Source organism: Crocosphaera chwakensis CCY0110 (assembly GCF_000169335.1).
GTDB lineage: Bacteria > Cyanobacteriota > Cyanobacteriia > Cyanobacteriales > Microcystaceae > Crocosphaera > Crocosphaera chwakensis.
Genome location: NZ_AAXW01000004.1, coordinates 141,046 through 159,826, shown reverse-complemented (window position 1 = coordinate 159,826; position 18,781 = coordinate 141,046). Strand labels below are relative to the sequence as shown.

The window sequence follows — 18,781 nt, the reverse complement described above, 5'->3', positions numbered from 1 at the left end:
ACTTCCTTACATAGATAAATAAACAATTAAGCTTTGCTGTGTAGAAACACTTTTAAGGCTGCAATATTTAAGATAATACCTAGGACAATTTTTAGCAGGTTAGAGGGGATAATCCCCACTAATAAGGCACCAATAATAGCACCAATAAACGATCCTAAACTCATGGGTAAAACGGTTTCTTTGAGGGGTTCTTTATTGATAAAAGAGCCTTGATGATGATACCTGAGTAACCCGACAATTACGGTGGGTAAACTAATCAGTAAACTGCTAGTTCCTGCAATTTTTATGTCCACTCCAAAGGCAAAGATTAAGGTAGGAATAATTAATTCTCCCCCGGCGACTCCTAACACACTACTGACTAAACCAATGATTAAGCCACAACTTAAAGCGACAATTATTTGTAACCCAGGAATAGGAGGAACTAAAGCTGGTAAACTTTCGGGTAAACAGCCTTCAATAATTAAGGCGCAACCAATAATAATTAAAAAAACTAAGATAATTCTTTCTAGTTTTTCATTGGATAAATGTTTAGCCCAACTTGCTCCAATAAACGCCATAATCATTGCACCGATAATAAGAAAAATAATGACTTGGCCGTAGGGAATAACCGTTGACAAAGATAAAATTTTTCCTCTAACTAATAAAGAAATTAGAATAGTAATGAGACTAATGGCTAAGTTGAGAGGAACGACTTGCCGAGCAGAATATCCTAGAGGTCCAGCTAAAATAGGGAGACGAAACTCTGCGCCACCTAATCCCATCAATCCCCCTAAAATAGCGATAGGAATAGAAACAATAAATGCAAATTGTGAGTGACTTTGTTTCGTAGCTAACTTCATTGTTATTGAAATAAATGGTTGAACAACCGATAATTCTGAGAAAAGCTTACTTTGTTTTTCTGACATAAATTGCCTTCGCAATAGAACGATCTAAAGCAATCCTTGTGCCCTCGACTTTAACCACATAGGAAGGCGTTTTTTGTTCTAAAGTAATAGACAGTCCTGGCATAATTCCAATCGCAATGAGTTTTCTTAGTAAGGTTTCATCGCTTTTCCTAAACTGTGTAATAATGCCTTTTTCTTTTTCTTTCATCAGGTTTAAGGCTGAGGATTCAATGGTAAAGGTTTGAGTAAACATCATTAGATTATCTCCAAAATTAGTAATACTTTGTTCAAACAATAGCCCATAGAAAAAGCAAAAACAATCACTAAACTACTTAAAGCAATGGTTGTTTTTAGCCCTCGCTCCCTCACCATAAACAAGAATTGAGATAAACAAGGAATAAATAAAGTTAAGGTAACAGCAGAAACCACTAATTGTCTCCCCATTAATACCCCAGAATGGTGTAAATCGAACATTCCTGCTGCTCCATAATCTCGTCGAAAAAAGCCGTAAATAAAGACTATTGAAGCTTCCGGTGGAAGTTCTAGTTTTAACATTATCGGTTCTATTCCTTTTGTTAACAAAGATAATAATCCTGTTAATTTTCCTAACCAAATGAGAACAGATGCTAAAATAAACCAAGGGATAATTTCGCTTAAATACCAGCGAACTCTACTATAGGTTTTTGTTAGAATAGAACGAAGATGAGGTAAACGTAAGGGAGGTATTTCCATATAAAAATAGGACAAACTCCCTGGTAATGCTTTAGTGGTTAATGAACCAATAATAGCGAAAATAAAAGTAATACAAATTACCCAGATAACTAAGGCCATAAAATTTTGAGAAAGCAGTCCGATAAAAATTCCCAATTGTGCTGAACAGGGAATAACCAAAGCTAAGAGTAAAGAAACAATAAAACGTTCTCGTTTACTTTCAATGGTACGGGTGACTAATGACCCCATGCTGCCACAACTTAAGCCTAAAATTAAGGGAATAATGGAACGACCCGATAACCCAATCATTTTAAATAAATGATCAACTAATAGGGAAATTCTCGGTAAATAACCACTATCTTCAAGAATAGAAAAAAGCAAAAAGAAAGTAGTCGTAATGGGAAAAATAATAGCAATAACGTAACGCATTCCTAAGGTAAAAATACCTTGATCATTGGCTACTAAATCTTGAAGAATTGTCCAAGGTAATAACCAACTTGCGATCGCATTGATTAGGGGATCAATTTGTTGAATAAAAGCCGTTTCCAAGTTATACACTAAAACCCCTGAACCAAAGCCACCTACAAACTGATAAATTCCGATATAAGCAATCAAAAAGAGTAAGGGAAATCCGGTGATAGGATTAACGGTTAAACGATGAAAAAATTCTTCGCTTTCTGTTGCTTTTTTCTTAATATTTACAATGGCAGATTCTTCAATTTTTTTAGCAGCTTGATGTCGGGTTTTGGCTATCACTAACACCAAGGGATCACTAAATTGAGATTGTACCGATACTATCACCCTTTCAATTGCTTCAAATTTAGGTTCTTTTTGACGAACTTTTTCCCATAATAAGGGATCTTTTTGCAGTAATAAGAGAGCTAAGGAACGGCGAGAAACTAACGGTTCAATGGCCGCTTTAACAACATTATGATCGCTGGTGAGAAGGCACTCTATTTTAGTAATTCCTTCTTCAATAGCTGTAGGATAGCGTAGGAATGTGGACATAATTAGCCATCTTAGCGGTTAAACTTTTGATGCCTCGTTGTTGGGCAGCAGATAAGGTGATAACAGGGATACCCAGAGATGCTTCTAATTGTTTTTCATTGACCCAAATCCCTAATTTTTCAGCTTCATCAATCATATTGACAGCAAGTACAATAGGCACTTGAGTTTCCATCAGTTGAAAGGTTAAATTTAACATTCGACTGAGGTTTTTGGCATCAATGACATGAATGGCTAAATCTAAGGATTCTGTAAATAATAACTCCCTAGAAAAGCGTTCTTCTTCTGTCATGGGAATCAGAGAATACATCCCTGGTGTATCAATAAGAGTGATAGTTTTTCCTGCAATGGTGATATAGTTACGAGAGACTTCTACAGTGGTTCCGGGATAGTTAGAAACGGTGGTATAAGCCCCAGTTAAAACATTAAATAAAAGGCTTTTACCGACGTTAGGAGAACCCACTAAAGCAATGGTTCCTTGAGAAACAATTTGTGAGGATTTACCTTGAAAGCGTTTCGGTAAGAAACTTTGCAAAAATTTGTTAGAAGCTTGAGGATTTTTTTGACAACTATCAGGACATTGATTACACTTCATAGGTCTTTTTTGTACCTTGTTATCAGTTTAATTTTTTCACTTATTTTAAACAGTAACTAGAGATACATAACCTTGAAAAACTATAGTTTTGTTGTCAATATTTATTGATTAAAATGTTTTTATCATAACTTCTTTTTCTTGTCATCATCCAGTTGGGCTAGGGTAATTGGTGATAATTATAATTCACATCTTTTAGTGTCGATAAAATTAGCTAGTTTAGAGAGGCAATAGGCATATTTATTATAATATTTAATTAGTCTAAATTAGGTGTTACTTTACTAGCAACCCAATAAAGTTCTAACCAAAGACGAGGATTTTCTTTTTTTAAAGTTGATGCAGGATCACGGATAATTCTTTTGGCATTAATAAAAACGATATCAATCATGCTAAAACGATTAGCAATTTTTCGTAATTCATTTTTATATAAAGTAACTTCTTTTCCATTTCTTCCTGCATAATAAATTCCCAAATAATAATAAGGAGAAGAAATAGGGTTAAGACAACCATCAATAATTTTAAGATAACAATTATTCAATAACGAGTGAATATAAGGATATGAAGCATTAACAAAATGACGATATTCGTGGACTAATTTTTCACGAATCACGGCGATAGTCCTCCCATTTCAAATTGTAAGATAAGTCAGAGAATAGAGAGGCTTTAATACAATAATGCTTAATTTTAGTGCATTTCTTGAAAAAGATTTGATGATTAGTAATACAATTCTCTAGAGGAGAATCTGAAAATTGTAAAGCCACTTCATCCACTGGACAATTTTCATTAATTTTGTCGCAAAACTTTGGCTTTAAACAAGACAGTTTTACGGTGCGATGATTCTTTTTAGATAACTCTAGTTCGTGACCAAAAAGAAACTCACTATAATCAGCAACATTATCGAGACCTAGGATATTGAGAACAATTTCTCCAGTCATCCAAAATGCTGTTTTATATACAAATGTTTTCCACTTTAAATTCATCGAGAACCTCAGAGAAAGCACGTCATTTTGTTGGTTAATATGATCCATATAATGTCTCACATAAAAAGCTTACATTAGGGATAGGAAGTCGTAGCATTGGCCACGACTTCCCCAGCAGTTGGATACGGAAAATTAGTCAAGAATTTATGCCAAATAAGCTTCTTGATGGGTTTTAATGGTGCAGTTAGAACGAGGATAAGCAGCACAAAGTAACACCCATCCTTTTTCGAGTTGTTCATCATCAAGAAAGCTTTGATCTTCTTGATCAACTTCTCCTTCAACGATGCGTCCAACACAACTAGAACAAGCCCCGGAACGACAGGAAGAGGGAAGTTCAACTCCTTCTTCTTCAGCAATATCGAAGATATATTCGTCTTCAGGAACCTCTAAGGTTACATCGACTTCAGCAAACTCTTCTTTTTTGCCTGTCTCTTTGTTCTTTTTCTTGTAAGTTTTCATCAAACGAACTTGATAGGTCGCAGTCATGAGTGTTCTCCTTAAAATATAGGAACGTTTCCCATTGATTTTTAACCATTTATTCCATCTTGAAACAGAAGAAATAACGATTAAAAATCAAAACTTTATTTAGCTACAAGGAGTAGCTTGGCCACCGCAGTTTGCTGTAGAGAAAGACTTACCGCAGCCACAAGTATCGGTTGCATTGGGGTTAGTAAAAGTGAAACCACTTTGAGTTAAACTATCCACAAAATCGATAACCACCCCATCTAATAAAGACACACTGGTAGGGTCAACATAGATAGGAACATTATCTTGTTCAAAGCGGACATCTTCGCTGTTGGTTTCCTTAACTAAATTTAAAGCGTATTCGTAGCCATTACAGCCACCATCTTTAACACCAACACGAATACCAGCAATATTGTTTGAGTTCCCGTATAAGACAGTACGGAGTTTCAAGGCAGCTTTTTCAGTAAGGGTGACAGTCATTTTTTTAGAGTGAAGAGGTAATGTGGTATGCAAATAAGGAAATCACTTAACTTAGGACTTGTGCCTGTTGTCTGTTGCCTGTTGCCTCTTGGCTTCCCATATAACTACTTAACCGTTGCTTGGTAAAGTTACCACAAACAGGACAGTTGGGATCGTGGTAGGGACGACGTTTGGCAAAGGTAGCAGTCCCTAACTCCATAGTCAACAGTTGACCCGTTAGGGGTTCTCCGAGTCCGGTTAAGAGTTTGATGCCTTCTAAGGCTGCTAAACAGGCTAAACTGCCAGAAACTGCCCCTAATACCCCAAACCCCCAACGATCCCATTCAGGGGTTTCTGGGAAAATACAGGACAAGCAAGGGGTTTCTCCAGGAATAATGGTGGTTAAGTACGCATCCATGCCACTCATGGCCGCTTCAACCATGGGAACACCCCAACGGACACAAGCTTTGTTTAACAGCGTCCTTTCTTTGAAGTCAAAGGCGCAGTCAAAAGCAATATCGGCCTTTTGTACTAAACCATCAATATTCTCTGCTGTGACAAACTCATTCACCGCTTCTATTTCGATGTCAGGGTTGATGTTGAGAAGGGTTTCTCTGGCTTTATAAACCCTCGGTTGACCGACCCAACTATTGGTCATCAGTATTTGACGGTTGAGATCATCAAGACGGAGTTCACCCCCCCGAACCAGAATGATTTTACCCACACCTGCAACGGCTAGGTATAGGGCAACTGTACCACCGAGTCCACCGACTCCTGTTACAACAGCAGTGGAGTCCTTGAGGCGTTTTTGTCCTTCCTCGCCAAAACCAGGGAGTTGTATTTGTCTTGAATAACGTTCTAGTTCAGTAGGGGTAAAGTTCATGACACATTAGGGAGTAGGATGTGGGGTGTGGGGTGTAGGGAGTAGCGTGTAGGGTACAATCTTTTTCTCTCTGCTCCCTACTCCCTGCTTCTTCTACTGTATAATTCCTGCTTCTTTAGTTAAATCATCCAATAAAACTACATTACTAGGAACATCTTTGAAGACTTTAAAAAGTTTGGTTTCTAGAGGACTAGAGGTTTTAAAGACTTCGTAAGCTTCTGAAAAAGCTAATTTATATTTTTCTAATTTTTCACTTTCACTGAGATCGGGGAAGGCTTTATCGACTTGCGCGATAAGTAAAGAGAACTGCTTAAGAATATGGAGACGGTTAACGTTAACAAAAGTAGGGTCATAACTAATACCAAAGAAGTTTAAATAGTCTTCTGTGTCGATCAGGTTGGTGAACTCAGCCAGGGTTCTTGGGGTATCAGTAGCAATAGTCATTTTAGGGTTTCCTCCCAGATGATAAGTTTTTTCTTTAGTTGATCTAACTCACGGAACACTTCGTAAGTTTTATGTGCCTCTTCGACTAATTTTTCGTAGTCGGTAGGCAATCCTTCAGCCAAATCATGTAAATCCATCTTCATTTGACCAGCTTTAGAATTGAGTTTACGAACCTTTTTTTTGAGATCCGCAACGGCTTCTGGAGTGGGATTATTATCGGTAGCGACTGTCATCTTTTTACCTCAGTTTTAGTGTTTACTATTAGGAATAATCAGAAATAAACGATTCCCTATTTTCCATTCCCTTAAATTAAAGTCTCGAAACTTCAGGAAACTTTTTAGCTAATTCAATGCCAGCATTGGCTAATTTTGTTCCTTGGTCGTTTAACTTTTCTAAGGTGTCAAAACCGAAGCGATGAGCATCCCGTAAACTACGAGAAACTACCATTAATTTTCCGCCCCAAACTAAAGCCCAGCCAAAACCTTCATGGTTAAGGTCAACAACAACTTGACATAATAACCCTGTTTCTTTTTCTACTAAAGCTGCGATCGCCCGAAAATAACACAGGATTCTTAATTTTGTCGTCGGATCAATATCCCCTTCTAATGAAATTTCTCGTCTTTTCTTCTTAGCAATAACATAAGGTGCAATAACAAGTTCATCAGTCCAAGTACGATACACTCCATAATGATCGTAAGCCCGAATTTGCTGAACTAATGATTGTAGAAAAGGACTTTGTTCGACTAAGAGAGTATTGGTTTCCGAATTTGTTGTTGTTGTCATAATAACAATTACAATGAGAGCATTTCCGTTATCTATGAACAATTTTACACTATTTTGTTGTTAATTGTTCATAGATTTTTTAGTTAATTAAGAAGAGAAAAATAGGATAATTAGCAAGTCAGAAAGCAGCTATCAATTTTGAAAATTATTGGTTACTGATAACTATTAACTATTCACTGATTAACACTTATTCATCTTCTGCCAAAAAGTTAGGAGTTGGCTCAAGTCCAGCTTCTTTTTGTAGAACTTTTCGTAACCAAGGAGGAGGATTTCCTTTGAGAGTTTTGACTAATTCATTGAGAATTTCATCAATTTTATCTTGGTCAGTTCTAGCTTTAATAGGGGTAACATTTTGACGAATTAAACGGGCTGCTGCACTGCCACCAATAGCAGAAACATAAAGTAAAGTACAGCCATCTAATGCGTCTAATTTGGGTACTAATTTGTCTTCGTTTCCATCTTCTTTTAAGTCGCCACCGAACTCTAGGGTATTGACAAAATTGAAGCCATCGGGAGACACATCATATAAGTCGATGTTTTTAGCCCAACCGAAGTGAGCGTTGACATGGACATTATCGCTAGTTGTAAATGCAACTTTCATGTTTTTCCTCTCAGATGAATGAAATAAGGGAAAAGTTTAAACAGTAAACCCGTTTTAATGTAGGGCAACGGGACTGTGTTTGGCTTCTTCTTCTAGGAGAATATTGCCAACATCAAATAAAAACTTCATGGTGCCACGATAACCGACTAAACAGCGTTGTCCTAATCCTAATTGATCAAAGACAGGATAACCCATTCTGTATAAGGGTGTTTTCAGCCGTTTAGCTAAGGAAGTGCCGTGGGAATTGGTAATAATCAAATCTGAACCAACAGCCAATTCTTCCAAGTCTTCTAAGTCACCAATGGTCACCGTATCGATGGGTAAATCTTCCAAAATTGGAGACTTAGTGGTAGTAACAGCTGCTTGAATATTTGCACCCATTTCTGTTAATAACCAAGCGGTTTGATAAAGTAAATCTGGTTCTAAAGCTAAGGAAACTTTCTTACCACCAAAATAGAAATGAGTGTCGAGAATAACATCTTGTAACTGACGACGTTGCCGTTGTAAATGAGCCGGAACATTTGGCACAATGGGGAAGTGATGATCACAACGAGACGTTAAAATTTGAGACAATTCCCATAAAAATGAATCAACCGCATCTAAACCAGCTAAACGAGGAAACACTTTATATTTTGTGCCAAAACGTTCCTGCAAAATAGTACCCGCCTTACGCATACTTTCCCCAATGGCTAACGTTAAACAAGAACGGTTTAACTGTTTTAATTGAGTTAAGCTAGTGCCTCCTGTTGTTACCGTGTGATAATCATCTTCTAAATGACCATCTAAAGAACGGGATAAGTCAGGAATCATAATAGGGGTAATACCAAACCCTTCAATGACAGTTTTAAGCTCTTCTACGTCCCCAGGAGACAAGTGAGACGCACACAGTACCGTAACTTGGGGTTTCATTCCCACGGTGGGGGGTTCATCATCGGCCACATTACCGTAGTCGGTAGAAACGATACTTTCGACGGCCGCAGTATAACCATCCTGTAACGATCCCTTATAATCAGGAGTAGAAACAGAAATAATGGGAAAAGAATCTAATTGTGGGTATTTATCCCGAAACGTCTTTAAAATACGCTTCATATCATCTCCTCTCGTCTCAGTTAACCCAGTGGTCAACAAACCAATAACTTGAGGATTATATTTTTCGAGAATGGTTAAGATCGCCTGTTCTATATTATCTTCTCCCCCTAAAATGGTGCTAACTTCTGTCATTGCAGTAGTAGACAGGGGGATAGACTCACGAAAATGACGCACGAGGACAACTTTAGCAAAGGCTGTGCATCCTTGGGAACCATGAAACAGAGGCATCATTTTCCGCAACCCTAGAAACGCTAACGCTGCGCCAAGGGGTTGACTCATTTTTAACGGATTAACTGATAGGGACTTGTTGGGGTTTAGTATAGTGGTCATTGCTTTCTTGGGGTGATGGGTTGTCTTGTATAGGGTGTGGGGTGTAGGGTGTGGGGTGTAGGGTATAATCTGTTTCTCCCTGTTCCCTACTCCCTGCTCCCTCTGCTCTCTATTCCCCTTCTGCTTCTAAGTTCAATAAGCTTTCGTGTTCCTGTTGCCATATTTCCCAAGGGGAGGGTTTACGAACTTGTGTCCAGATGGGACTATAAACTGCTTCACTTAACTCCCTGGCCATTTCCACTAACCCGATATAACCGGCATAGGGATGATGACGTTCTTGGTTAATATCTAAGAAAGGAATTTTCGCTTTGAGTGCCGTATATTGGTTACGTCCCCCTGCCACCAAGAGGTCAGCCTTTGTCTTCTGAACCACCCGCAAAAGCTCCTCTGGGCTGCCTTTTTCGAGCATAATGCCATCTTTGCCCAAAAGTTTCTTAATACGTCCTTTATCCTCTTCTGTGCTTTTCTTGGTGCTAGTAGCTACCACTTCCATCCCCAAGTCTTGGGCCGCCGAAACGATAGACCAACTCTTAACACCGCCGGTGTACAATACCATGCGCTTACCTTTGAGACGTTCCCGATAAGAGGCTAAAGCAAGGTCTAACTGGGTGGTTTCTTCTGCAATTATTTCCTCAACTCTTTCTATTAATACTTTATCTCCAAAAAATTGAGCGATATTCCGTAAACAACGGTTCATGTCTGCAATGCCGTAAAAAGACTCTTCAATGTAAGGAATATTGTAGCGTTCCTTCATAGCAGAAGCCATATTAATTAGTGCTTTTGAGCAGATCATTACATTTAGTTTTGCCCGATGAGCATGACAGACTTCATCATAACGAGCATCCCCTGTAATTTTTGCTAAAACACGAATACCCGCTTTTTTGAACAGAGGAAGAACCCCCCACATTTCACCGGCAACATTATATTCACCAATTAAATTAATGTCGTAAGCAGTAGTATATTCAGGTTCTTTTGTACCGACTACATGATCTAATAAAGCCTCGCCTCCGAGACGATTTCCTAAATTTTTGCTGCCCACAAAACCAGGAGAATGAACAGGAATAATCGGCGTTCCATACTTATCAGTAGCAGCCTTACAAACTGCATCTAAATCATCACCAATCAGAGCAGTAACACAAGTAGAATAAACAAAGACTGCTGCTGGATTATACTTTTTTATTAATTGAGCGATCGCCTTATAAAGCTTTTTTTCCCCACCAAAAATAATATCATTTTCTGATAGGTCAGTGGTCAAACCCATCTTATAGGTCATTGGACCACTAGAGAGACTACCGCGACTATTCCAACTATTACCAGAACAGCCAATCGGACCATGAACTAAATGAGCAGCATCGGTGATAGGAACTAAAGCAATAGAAGCCCCATCAAACGCACATCCTCCTTGAGCAGAACCAGGGTTAGCTGTTTGAGTACAAGACTTATTTTTACCTTGGCCTTCTTTATTATGATTATGTTCACAACCCGGCTGTGTCAACAAATCGTTGATCTTGCTCTTAGTTAGTTTCATGACTGAATTCCCTAATAATTACCAATGACCTGAATAATTAATAACTCATCATTATTAATTATTTAACAAATATAATGATCGACATTTTCACCACAAACATCAGCCAGATAACTTAATGCTTTGAGTCGTAAAGCCACAAATTCGTGATAAAAAGGATTTAATTTACATAGAGGAGGAATATGGATTAACTTGCGTCCTAATACCGTAATGGTTCTTTCAAAAGGACAAGAACAAGGAATCATCCGACAAATAAAATGAGCAAAAGAGGTGCTTGTTACCTCTATACTATTAAGCCAGCGTTTGAGGGGGAAAAGGGGATCAAGAGTGAATCTTTTCTGGGTAGAATGAGTAGGACTCGTCATAACCATATCCTCATCTTGATTAAAAATATAGTGGCAGAGAGTTTTTGAGAGCAGAGGAAGCAGAGGGTGCAGAGGAGGAAATTCTATGCAATAACTTTAGAACTCCTTGAAAAAACTTCTGACTTCAAACTTCTGACTTCTGACTTCAAAAAGAGAGGGGAGAGGAGAGGAGAGGGGGGGAGTAAGATACTCCCTGAATCTTCCTAGTCTCCCTCGTATTCAGATTTCCTTGGATTAACGAACTAAGTCAAAAGAAATATCCGTTACAGAAGGAGTATCTGTCTTGCGATCTAACTCATCCATTAGTCCATTAGCGATCCAGGTTAGTAGGTTGATAGCACCTTCATAACCAATGGTGGAGTAACGGTGTAAGTGATGGCGATCAAAGATAGGATAGCCAATACGGATTAAAGGAGTCTTGGTATCACGCTCTAGATACTTACCGTAGGAATTACCAACGATGAAGTCAACGGGTTCGGTGAAGAGTAAAGAACGCATATGCCATAAGTCCTTACCACCCCAAACGGTAGCTTGTTGTCCGTAGGGACTGGCTTCTAATAAAGCTTTAGCTTCAGCTTCAAATTCCTTGGTGCTATTGTTAACCAAGACGTGAACAGGTTCGATACCCATTTCTAACATGAACTGTAATACGCCCATTACAAGATCAGGATCACCGTAAACAGCAGCACGCTTACCGTGTACCCAAGCTTGAGTATCGGTCATCGCATCAACAGCACGTCCACGAGCGATTTCAAACTCTTTAGGAATAGGTTTGCCAGTTAACTCAGATAAGCCCATTAAGAACTCATCAGTTCCTTTAACACCCCAAGGACGATAGGTGAAAGTTTTTTGTCCCCACTCTTTCTCGATGTATTCACGAGTTTTGGGAGTGGTGTAGGTTTGTAGAGTAACAGTCGCTTCAGCGTTGATAGAATCAGCAGCGTCTTCTAAGGAAGTTCCTTCATGGTACATTTTGAATTCCCCTAAGTTGGGAGAATCTAAGTACATTTCGGTGTCGCTTAAAAGAGTACCTTCTAAATCAAACGCAGAGATGATTTTCTTCAACTCACGGACGTTACCAATGTAGGTTTCAAAGCCAGCGATGAAGTTGATTTTACCGTTGGTGGTTTCTTTCTTGTTGTCTTTGGTTAAGGTAGAAAGAATAGATTTCATCATGCTGTCATAACCAGTGATGTGAGAACCCACAAAACTAGGTGTATGAGCAAAAGGAACGGGTAAATCTTCAGGAATAACTCCGTCTTGACGAGCATTTCCTAAGAACGCACCTAAGTCATCCCCAATAACCTCAGCCATACAAGTGGTACAGACAGCGATCATTTTGGGCTTGTAAAGGGCGTAGGAGTTTTGAAGTCCATCAACCATGTTCTTTAATCCACCGAAAACAGCAGCGTTTTCAGTCATGGAAGAAGAAACAGCACTAACAGGCTCTTTGAAGTGACGGGTTAAGTGGGTACGGAAGTAAGCCACACAACCTTGAGAACCGTGAACGAAGGGTAAGGTTCCTTCAAACCCAATAGCCGCAAGTAGCGCACCTAAAGGTTGACAAGCTTTAGCAGGGTTAACGGTTAACGCTTCACGAGCGAAGTTCTTTTCCCGATATTCCCAGGTTTTGGTCCATTCAGCCACTTCTTGAACTTTCTCAGCAGAAGGCATTCCTTCAAACTGTTTCTTATTTTCAAAAAGTTCTTGGTATTCAGGCTGATGGAATAGATCAACGTGATCCTTAATATTGTTTACGTTTTGAGCCATTGGTAGTAACTCCAGTATAGGATGGATATCTCAGACAAACAAACTTGGAAAAGAGAGAGGGGGGATAGCAGAAGTCAGAAGTTTGAAGTCAGAAGTCAGAAGTTAGATTACTTCTTTTGCCTTTTGCCTTTTGCCTTTTGCCTTCCGCGTAGCGTTATGTCCCCCATGATCATCCTCCCTCTTATTTATTCCAAGGGGTGCCAATTAATCCCCAGGTGGGACTATTGAGGGCTAAGTCCATGTCACGGGCGAAGATAGCGAAGCCATCATAACCGTGGTAAGGTCCGGAGTAATCCCAAGAGTGCATTTGACGGAAGGGAAGAGCCATCTTTTGGAAGACATACTTCTCTTTAATACCAGCAGCCACTAAGTCAGGCTTAAGTTCTTTAACGAACTCTTCAAACTCATAACCGGTTACGTCATCATAGATGAGGGTAGCATCTTCAACGTAGTTGGTGGTACGTTTGTAGTCATCACCGTGGGCGAATTCATATCCAGTACCGACGATTTCCATTCCTAAGTCTTTGAAAGCAGGAACAACGTGACGGGGACGTAAACCACCCACCATCATCATTACGGACTTGCCTTCTAAACGAGGACGGTACTTAGCAATAACTTCTTCAGATTGCTTTCTGTACTTCTCGATGACTTCTTCAGCTTTCGCTTGGATTTTCTCATCGAAGCGTGAAGCGATTTCTCTTAAAGAAGCAGCAATCTTGCTGGGTCCAAAGAAGTTGTATTCTAACCAGGGAATACCATACTTTTCTTCCATGTGACGACTGATATAGTTCATGGAACGATAACAGTGGATGAGGTTCAACTTCACGTTGGGGGTTGCCTTCATCTCGGTTAAGGTACCATCACCAGACCATTGTGCTACCACACGAAGACCGATTTCTTCAAGTAAGATACGGCTAGACCAAGCATCTCCACCGATGTTGTAGTCACCGATGATGGCTACGTCATAAGGAGTGCCTTCAAATCCTTTTTCTGCGTTCTCTTTATCCGCAGTGGGGAAAACCCAGTCACGAATCATGTCGTTAGCGATGTGGTGTCCTAAGGACTGTGAAACCCCACGGAACCCTTCACAACGAACAGGAACAACGGATTTACCGGTTTCTTTGCTCTTGGTACGAGCAACGGATTCGATGTCATCTCCGATTAAACCAACGGGACATTCTGACTGAACAGAAACACCACCGTTTAAGGGGAATAATTCTTCGATTTCATCAATGATTTTAGCGAGTTTTTTGTCTCCACCAAAAACGATGTCACGTTCTTGGAAATCGGAGGTAAACTGCATGGTACCGAAGGAGTCAACCCCTGTGGTTCCAATGTAGTAGTTACGACGACCAGACCAGGAGTAGTAACCACAACCCACAGGACCGTGGGAGATATGAACCATGTCCTTAATGGGACCCCAAACAACCCCTTTTGATCCTGCATAAGCACAACCACGAGCGGTCATAACCCCAGGTAAGGATTGTTTATTGGATTTTACGCCGCAATCAGCTTCGCCTTCTTCGTAAACACCGAGGTGTTTTGCGCGTTTTTTAGCAGCTTTTTCGGGATAAGTCGACAGAACGTCGGCAATGAGCTTCTTATTGTCTTCAACTGTTGCCATGGTGTTCCTCTCAAAGTTGGTGTAGAAGAAAAATTATCGAAAAGGGAAAGAGGGGAAGGCAAAAGTATTAGTTTAAAGTTAATAGTTGATAGTTGGCACTATTTTCTATTCACTTTTGCCTTAGAATGATCCTCAATCCTACTAAGCGAGATTCAGTCTAAGCTTTGCCTGCGGCTTTATCAGCTTGAATAACTTTCTCGTACTCGTCTTCACCACCGAGGATACCGAAGTCAACTAAGAGTTCTTCGAGTTCTTCCATCGTGATAGGAGTAGGAATGACCAAGTTGGTGTTATTCTCGATTTTGCGAGATAACTCACGGTATTCCTGAGCTTGAGGGTGATCAGGAGAGTATTCAATAACAGTCATACGACGTAATTCAGCTTCTTGTACCTGCTTAGAACGGGGTACGAAGTGAATCATTTGGGTACCGAGACGACGAGCTAATTCTTCGATTAACTCAGCTTCACAGTTAACGTTACGGCTGTTACAAATTAAACCACCTAAACGAACACCACCAGTGTGAGCGTATTTTAAAATACCACGAGCAATGTTGTTAGCAGCGTACATCGCCATCATTTCCCCGGAGGTTACGATGTAGATTTCTTGTGCTTTTCCTTCACGGATAGGCATTGCGAAACCACCACATACAACGTCTCCTAATACGTCATAGGATACGAAGTCTAGGTCTTCATAAGCACCTTCTTCTTCTAAGAAGTTAATGGCGGTGATGATACCACGACCAGCACATCCAACTCCAGGCTCAGGACCACCGGACTCAACACACTTGACTCCTTGGTATCCTTCGAGTAATACTTCTTCGAGTTCGATGTCTTCAACGGTTCCCCGTTCTGCTGCTAAGTGCAGAATGGTGGTTTGTGCTTTGGTGTGAAGCATTAAGCGGGTAGAATCAGCTTTAGGGTCACAACCTACAATCATGATGCGGTTGTTTTCAGCTAACGCAGCAATGGTATTCTGAGAAGTGGTAGATTTACCAATACCGCCTTTTCCGTAAAATGCAATCTGACGCATAGTTGATTCTCGCTTGTTAGACAGTGAGTGTATAAGGTTGGAAGATTGATCTATTGCTGACGTAAAGATGATTCGTTGTTTGGTTAGGAAACAGGGGGATTTTCATCCCATTAGAACCCTCGATCTCTACGTCAGTCGATGTCTTCCGAGGTAAGAAAATGAGTAAAGGCTGTGAAACTTTACTTTTTCTTGGGTCAAGAGGTGACGTTTTAATTAACGTCCGGTGAGAAGCGATACTTATGGTGGAGATCGCTCTCGACCCTTCTTTTGAGTTAACATAGTGTTCTCCTTGTTATTAGTTTTCAGTGATTGTCTCTTACACTGCAATCACGGTTAAATCTGGGGAAACTCGATCCCGTAGTCTGGCTTCGATCGCCATTTTCAAGGTGGCGGTACTACTAGGACAAGAATCACACGCTCCTTTGAGGATCACTTTAACTAAGTCTCCATCCACATCAAATAAGTCCACGTCTCCCCCATCTTGAGCTAAGGCAGGTCTGACTTCTTCTTCTAGGACTTGTTGAATGAGGGTAATTTTTTGTAAGTTAGTTAGGGGTAAGCTTTCTGATTTGGCTTTAACAACTTCTGTGGCAACGGCAACGGCGGTAGCTTTTTCTTGCACAATCTCTGCAATGAGATCATCAATATCGGCTAAACAAGACCCACATCCACCACCAGCTTTAACATAGTTAGTGACTTGTTCTGCAGTGGTTAAGTCGTTTTCTAAGATGATGCGACGAATACGACTATCGGTAACACCGAAGCAACGACAAATTAATGCACCTTCATCCTCTTCATGGTTATCGAGGGGAATGCCTCTGTAGTTAAAGATAGCCGCTTCTAAAGCTTCTTGTCCCATCACGGAACAGTGCATTTTTTCTTCCGGTAAACCTCCTAAGAAGTCAGCGATCTCTTTATTGGTAAGACTGAGAGCTTCATCTAAGGTTTTACCAACCAGTAACTCAGTTAATGCAGAAGAAGAAGCGATCGCAGAAGCACACCCGAAGGTTTGAAACCGTGCATCTAAGATAATCTCTGTTTTTTCTTCGACTTTTAAATGTAATCTGAGGGCATCGCCACAAGCAATACTTCCTACTTCTCCAGTTGTTATGGCTTGTCCTTCTTCTTTTTCCGTAATCGTTCCTTGATTACGAGGATTATAGAAGAGATCCATCACTTTGTCTGTATATTCCCACATGATCAGTTACCAGATATTAGTTAATAGTTGAATTAAGGGTGGGGAGTGTGGGAGGGGTGGGGAGACATCAAACTCCTGCCTTCCTCGCGCGTTCCCTTGCGCCGTAAGACGACGCGGGTTCCGACCTCCGTTCGACGGCGCGGGGTCGCTCGTCTGCCTCCTACCTCCTATTTAGCTAAAGTTGCTTTTTCTTGTTCTTGTAACCAGGTTGCGTCATCATTACTAAAGGGGGACATGGCGCGTAAACGGGCTATAGTATCGGGTAAAACTTCAATGACACGCTGAATCTCATCCTGGGTAGTATAACGAGAGAGACTAAAGCGAATAGATCCATGCAATACACTATAAGGAAGTCCCATTGCTCTCAAGACATGAGAGGGCTCAAGGGAACCAGAGGTACAAGCCGAACCAGAAGAGGCACAGATGCCAAACTGATTCATGGAGAGTAAAATGGCTTCGCCCTCGATATATTTAAAACCAATATTAGTTGTATTAGGTAATCTTTCTTTTGTGCTTCCATTTACTACTGTATCAGGAATCAGGGTGAGGATGCTGGTTTCTAAATAATCTCTTAATTGTCTTTCGTGGGAGATATTAGCTAGGTGAGATTCTGCTAATTCGCAGGCTTTTCCTAGAGCAACGATACCGGGTACATTTTCTGTTCCCCCACGGCGGCCTCTTTCTTGATGACCTCCTACCATAAAGGGACGGAAACGGGTTCCTTTACGCACATATAAAGCACCAATACCTTTAGGAGCATGAAGTTTATGACCAGAAAGGGTAAGCATATCGATGGTGCTACTGCTCATGTCTAGGGGAATTTTACCGACAGCTTGCACTGCATCAACATGGAATAAAGCTCCATATTCTTTGGCCATGGCTCCCACTTGTTCGATGGGGAAGACGACACCGGTTTCGTTATTGGCGTACATGATGGTAACGAGAGCCGTGCTGCCAGTTAAGGATGCTTGCACTTCATCGAGATCCAATCTGCCTTGACTATCAACTCCGAGATAAGTGACCGTATATCCTTGTTTTTCTAAATGTCTGCAAAGGTTTAAAATCGCAGGATGTTCTACTTCTGTTGTAATAATATGACGTTTATTGGGTTGAGCGGTAAGGGCTGCACGGATGGCTGCATTATCCCCTTCTGTCCCGCAACTGGTAAAAATAATTTCTGAAGGTTCAGCACCGAGTAAAGAAGCGACTTGTTCTCTTGCGGTTTTAACGGCTTTTCCGACTTGTCCACCGAAGGTGTGCATACTCGAAGGGTTGCCATAATAGAGGGTAAGATAGGGCATCATTGTGCCTAATACTTCCTCATCTATTTGGGTAGTTGCATTATTATCTAGATATATACAGTCTCTCATCAGTTTGTACCAGAAGTCTTGGAGTCAGGAGTCAGGAGTCAGAAGTCAGGACTCAGGAAAGGTTTAACACTATTGCCTGTCGCCTTGTTCTTAACTATTGGCTGTCATTAAGGTCGAAATTTCTTGGGAGTAAGCATCAAACCACTGTTCCCAGTAAGGACTTGTTTGTTTTCCTTTGAGGTTGCCGACTAATTTGTTATAACGGTTAAACCAAATATCCCAATAATCAGCCATTTGGTTTTTACTGCCCCCAGTGACTTGATAGGACGGTAAGCAAGCAGAGTTGGTAGGACATACCGAGGCACACTGGGGGGTTCCATAATAACCGTGACAATCATTACACAGCGTCGCATCGATCAGAAATACATTATCTTGTATGGTAATAGCACCCGTCGGGCAAGCACTCCGACAACGATGACAGTTAATACATTCATTGGTGATAGTGTAACTCATGATGCGATCGCTCCAATACTAATTGTTTAGGTTAGGAAAACAACTGTAGTCTTTGGAAAACCCTGTACAGGGAGGAATAGAATAGTCATCAACGCAAGTATTACAGTTATTTTCCGTTTGGGTTGAGGTTGAACCGGAAGGGTTGATGACGCTTGTTTGAGAACTTCGGGTTGAGGAAACTGAAGAAGATTGAGGACGATAGCTAAGGGTATCAATCATT

At 40.5% G+C, this 18,781-nt stretch carries 23 protein-coding genes; all 23 read right to left on the bottom strand.

What is annotated here, in order from left to right:
* Positions 1-26: 26 nt before the first annotated feature.
* The gene (locus tag CY0110_RS04240) at positions 27-839 is read right to left on the bottom strand and encodes a sulfite exporter TauE/SafE family protein (RefSeq protein ID WP_035798480.1); all 813 of its coding nucleotides are present in this window, start codon (positions 837-839) and stop codon (positions 27-29) included.
* A gap of 46 nt (positions 840-885) precedes the next feature.
* The gene (locus CY0110_RS04235; RefSeq protein WP_008274061.1) at positions 886-1,140 is read right to left on the bottom strand and encodes a FeoA family protein; all 255 of its coding nucleotides are present in this window, start codon (positions 1,138-1,140) and stop codon (positions 886-888) included.
* Positions 1,140-2,603 (bottom strand): nucleoside recognition domain-containing protein, encoded by a 1,464-nt coding sequence (locus CY0110_RS04230; protein WP_008274060.1) that lies wholly within the window; start codon positions 2,601-2,603, stop codon positions 1,140-1,142. Before CY0110_RS04230 ends, CY0110_RS04235 begins: the two co-directional genes overlap by 1 nt.
* Positions 2,569-3,195, bottom strand: coding sequence for a FeoB small GTPase domain-containing protein (locus CY0110_RS04225; protein ID WP_008274059.1), 627 nt, complete (start codon positions 3,193-3,195; stop codon positions 2,569-2,571). The genes CY0110_RS04230 and CY0110_RS04225 overlap by 35 nt, the downstream gene beginning before the upstream one ends.
* A gap of 253 nt (positions 3,196-3,448) precedes the next feature.
* Entirely contained in the window at positions 3,449-3,802 is a 354-nt protein-coding gene (locus CY0110_RS04220; protein ID WP_008274058.1) for a hypothetical protein, read from the bottom strand.
* Positions 3,792-4,220 (bottom strand): hypothetical protein, encoded by a 429-nt coding sequence (locus CY0110_RS04215; RefSeq protein WP_008274057.1) that lies wholly within the window; start codon positions 4,218-4,220, stop codon positions 3,792-3,794. Before CY0110_RS04215 ends, CY0110_RS04220 begins: the two co-directional genes overlap by 11 nt.
* Positions 4,221-4,316: 96 nt before the next feature.
* Complete coding sequence (locus CY0110_RS04210; RefSeq protein WP_008274056.1) at positions 4,317-4,658, bottom strand: 2Fe-2S iron-sulfur cluster-binding protein; 342 nt, start codon at positions 4,656-4,658, stop codon at positions 4,317-4,319.
* 99 nt (positions 4,659-4,757) lie between these two features.
* Entirely contained in the window at positions 4,758-5,117 is a 360-nt protein-coding gene (locus CY0110_RS04205) for a HesB/IscA family protein (protein WP_008274055.1), read from the bottom strand.
* Positions 5,118-5,163: 46 nt separating this feature from the next.
* Positions 5,164-5,979, bottom strand: a complete 816-nt coding sequence (locus CY0110_RS04200; RefSeq protein WP_008274054.1) for a HesA/MoeB/ThiF family protein — start codon at positions 5,977-5,979, stop codon at positions 5,164-5,166.
* Positions 5,980-6,072: 93 nt separating this feature from the next.
* Positions 6,073-6,423: a nitrogenase-stabilizing/protective protein NifW gene (gene nifW / locus CY0110_RS04195; protein ID WP_008274053.1), complete on the bottom strand. Its 351-nt coding sequence runs from the start codon at positions 6,421-6,423 to the stop codon at positions 6,073-6,075.
* A complete protein-coding gene (locus tag CY0110_RS04190) occupies positions 6,420-6,656 on the bottom strand; it encodes a CCE_0567 family metalloprotein (protein WP_008274052.1) in 237 nt (78 codons plus the stop codon). The genes nifW and CY0110_RS04190 overlap by 4 nt, the downstream gene beginning before the upstream one ends.
* Positions 6,657-6,732: 76 nt before the next feature.
* Entirely contained in the window at positions 6,733-7,206 is a 474-nt protein-coding gene (locus tag CY0110_RS04185; protein ID WP_008274051.1) for a NifX-associated nitrogen fixation protein, read from the bottom strand.
* Between the two features lie 187 nt (positions 7,207-7,393).
* Complete coding sequence (nifX, locus tag CY0110_RS04180; protein WP_008274050.1) at positions 7,394-7,807, bottom strand: nitrogen fixation protein NifX; 414 nt, start codon at positions 7,805-7,807, stop codon at positions 7,394-7,396.
* Positions 7,808-7,861: 54 nt separating this feature from the next.
* A complete protein-coding gene (gene nifN / locus CY0110_RS04175; RefSeq protein ID WP_008274049.1) occupies positions 7,862-9,226 on the bottom strand; it encodes a nitrogenase iron-molybdenum cofactor biosynthesis protein NifN in 1,365 nt (454 codons plus the stop codon).
* 109 nt (positions 9,227-9,335) lie between these two features.
* Positions 9,336-10,754: a nitrogenase iron-molybdenum cofactor biosynthesis protein NifE gene (gene nifE, locus CY0110_RS04170; protein WP_008274047.1), complete on the bottom strand. Its 1,419-nt coding sequence runs from the start codon at positions 10,752-10,754 to the stop codon at positions 9,336-9,338.
* 62 nt (positions 10,755-10,816) lie between these two features.
* A complete protein-coding gene (locus tag CY0110_RS04165) occupies positions 10,817-11,116 on the bottom strand; it encodes a Mo-dependent nitrogenase C-terminal domain-containing protein (protein ID WP_035798442.1) in 300 nt (99 codons plus the stop codon).
* A gap of 234 nt (positions 11,117-11,350) precedes the next feature.
* Entirely contained in the window at positions 11,351-12,886 is a 1,536-nt protein-coding gene (gene nifK / locus CY0110_RS04160) for a nitrogenase molybdenum-iron protein subunit beta (RefSeq protein WP_008274045.1), read from the bottom strand.
* 181 nt (positions 12,887-13,067) lie between these two features.
* Entirely contained in the window at positions 13,068-14,510 is a 1,443-nt protein-coding gene (gene nifD, locus CY0110_RS04155) for a nitrogenase molybdenum-iron protein alpha chain (protein ID WP_008274043.1), read from the bottom strand.
* Between the two features lie 157 nt (positions 14,511-14,667).
* The gene (gene nifH / locus CY0110_RS04150; RefSeq protein ID WP_008274042.1) at positions 14,668-15,540 is read right to left on the bottom strand and encodes a nitrogenase iron protein; all 873 of its coding nucleotides are present in this window, start codon (positions 15,538-15,540) and stop codon (positions 14,668-14,670) included.
* A gap of 316 nt (positions 15,541-15,856) precedes the next feature.
* Entirely contained in the window at positions 15,857-16,738 is an 882-nt protein-coding gene (gene nifU, locus CY0110_RS04145; RefSeq protein WP_008274041.1) for a Fe-S cluster assembly protein NifU, read from the bottom strand.
* A 167-nt stretch (positions 16,739-16,905) separates the two neighbouring features.
* Positions 16,906-18,108, bottom strand: a complete 1,203-nt coding sequence (nifS, locus tag CY0110_RS04140; protein WP_035798440.1) for a cysteine desulfurase NifS — start codon at positions 18,106-18,108, stop codon at positions 16,906-16,908.
* A gap of 90 nt (positions 18,109-18,198) precedes the next feature.
* A complete protein-coding gene (locus CY0110_RS04135; protein ID WP_008274039.1) occupies positions 18,199-18,561 on the bottom strand; it encodes a 4Fe-4S binding protein in 363 nt (120 codons plus the stop codon).
* 18 nt (positions 18,562-18,579) lie between these two features.
* Positions 18,580-18,780, bottom strand: a complete 201-nt coding sequence (locus CY0110_RS04130) for a hypothetical protein (RefSeq protein WP_008274038.1) — start codon at positions 18,778-18,780, stop codon at positions 18,580-18,582.
* Position 18,781: the final 1 nt, after the last annotated feature.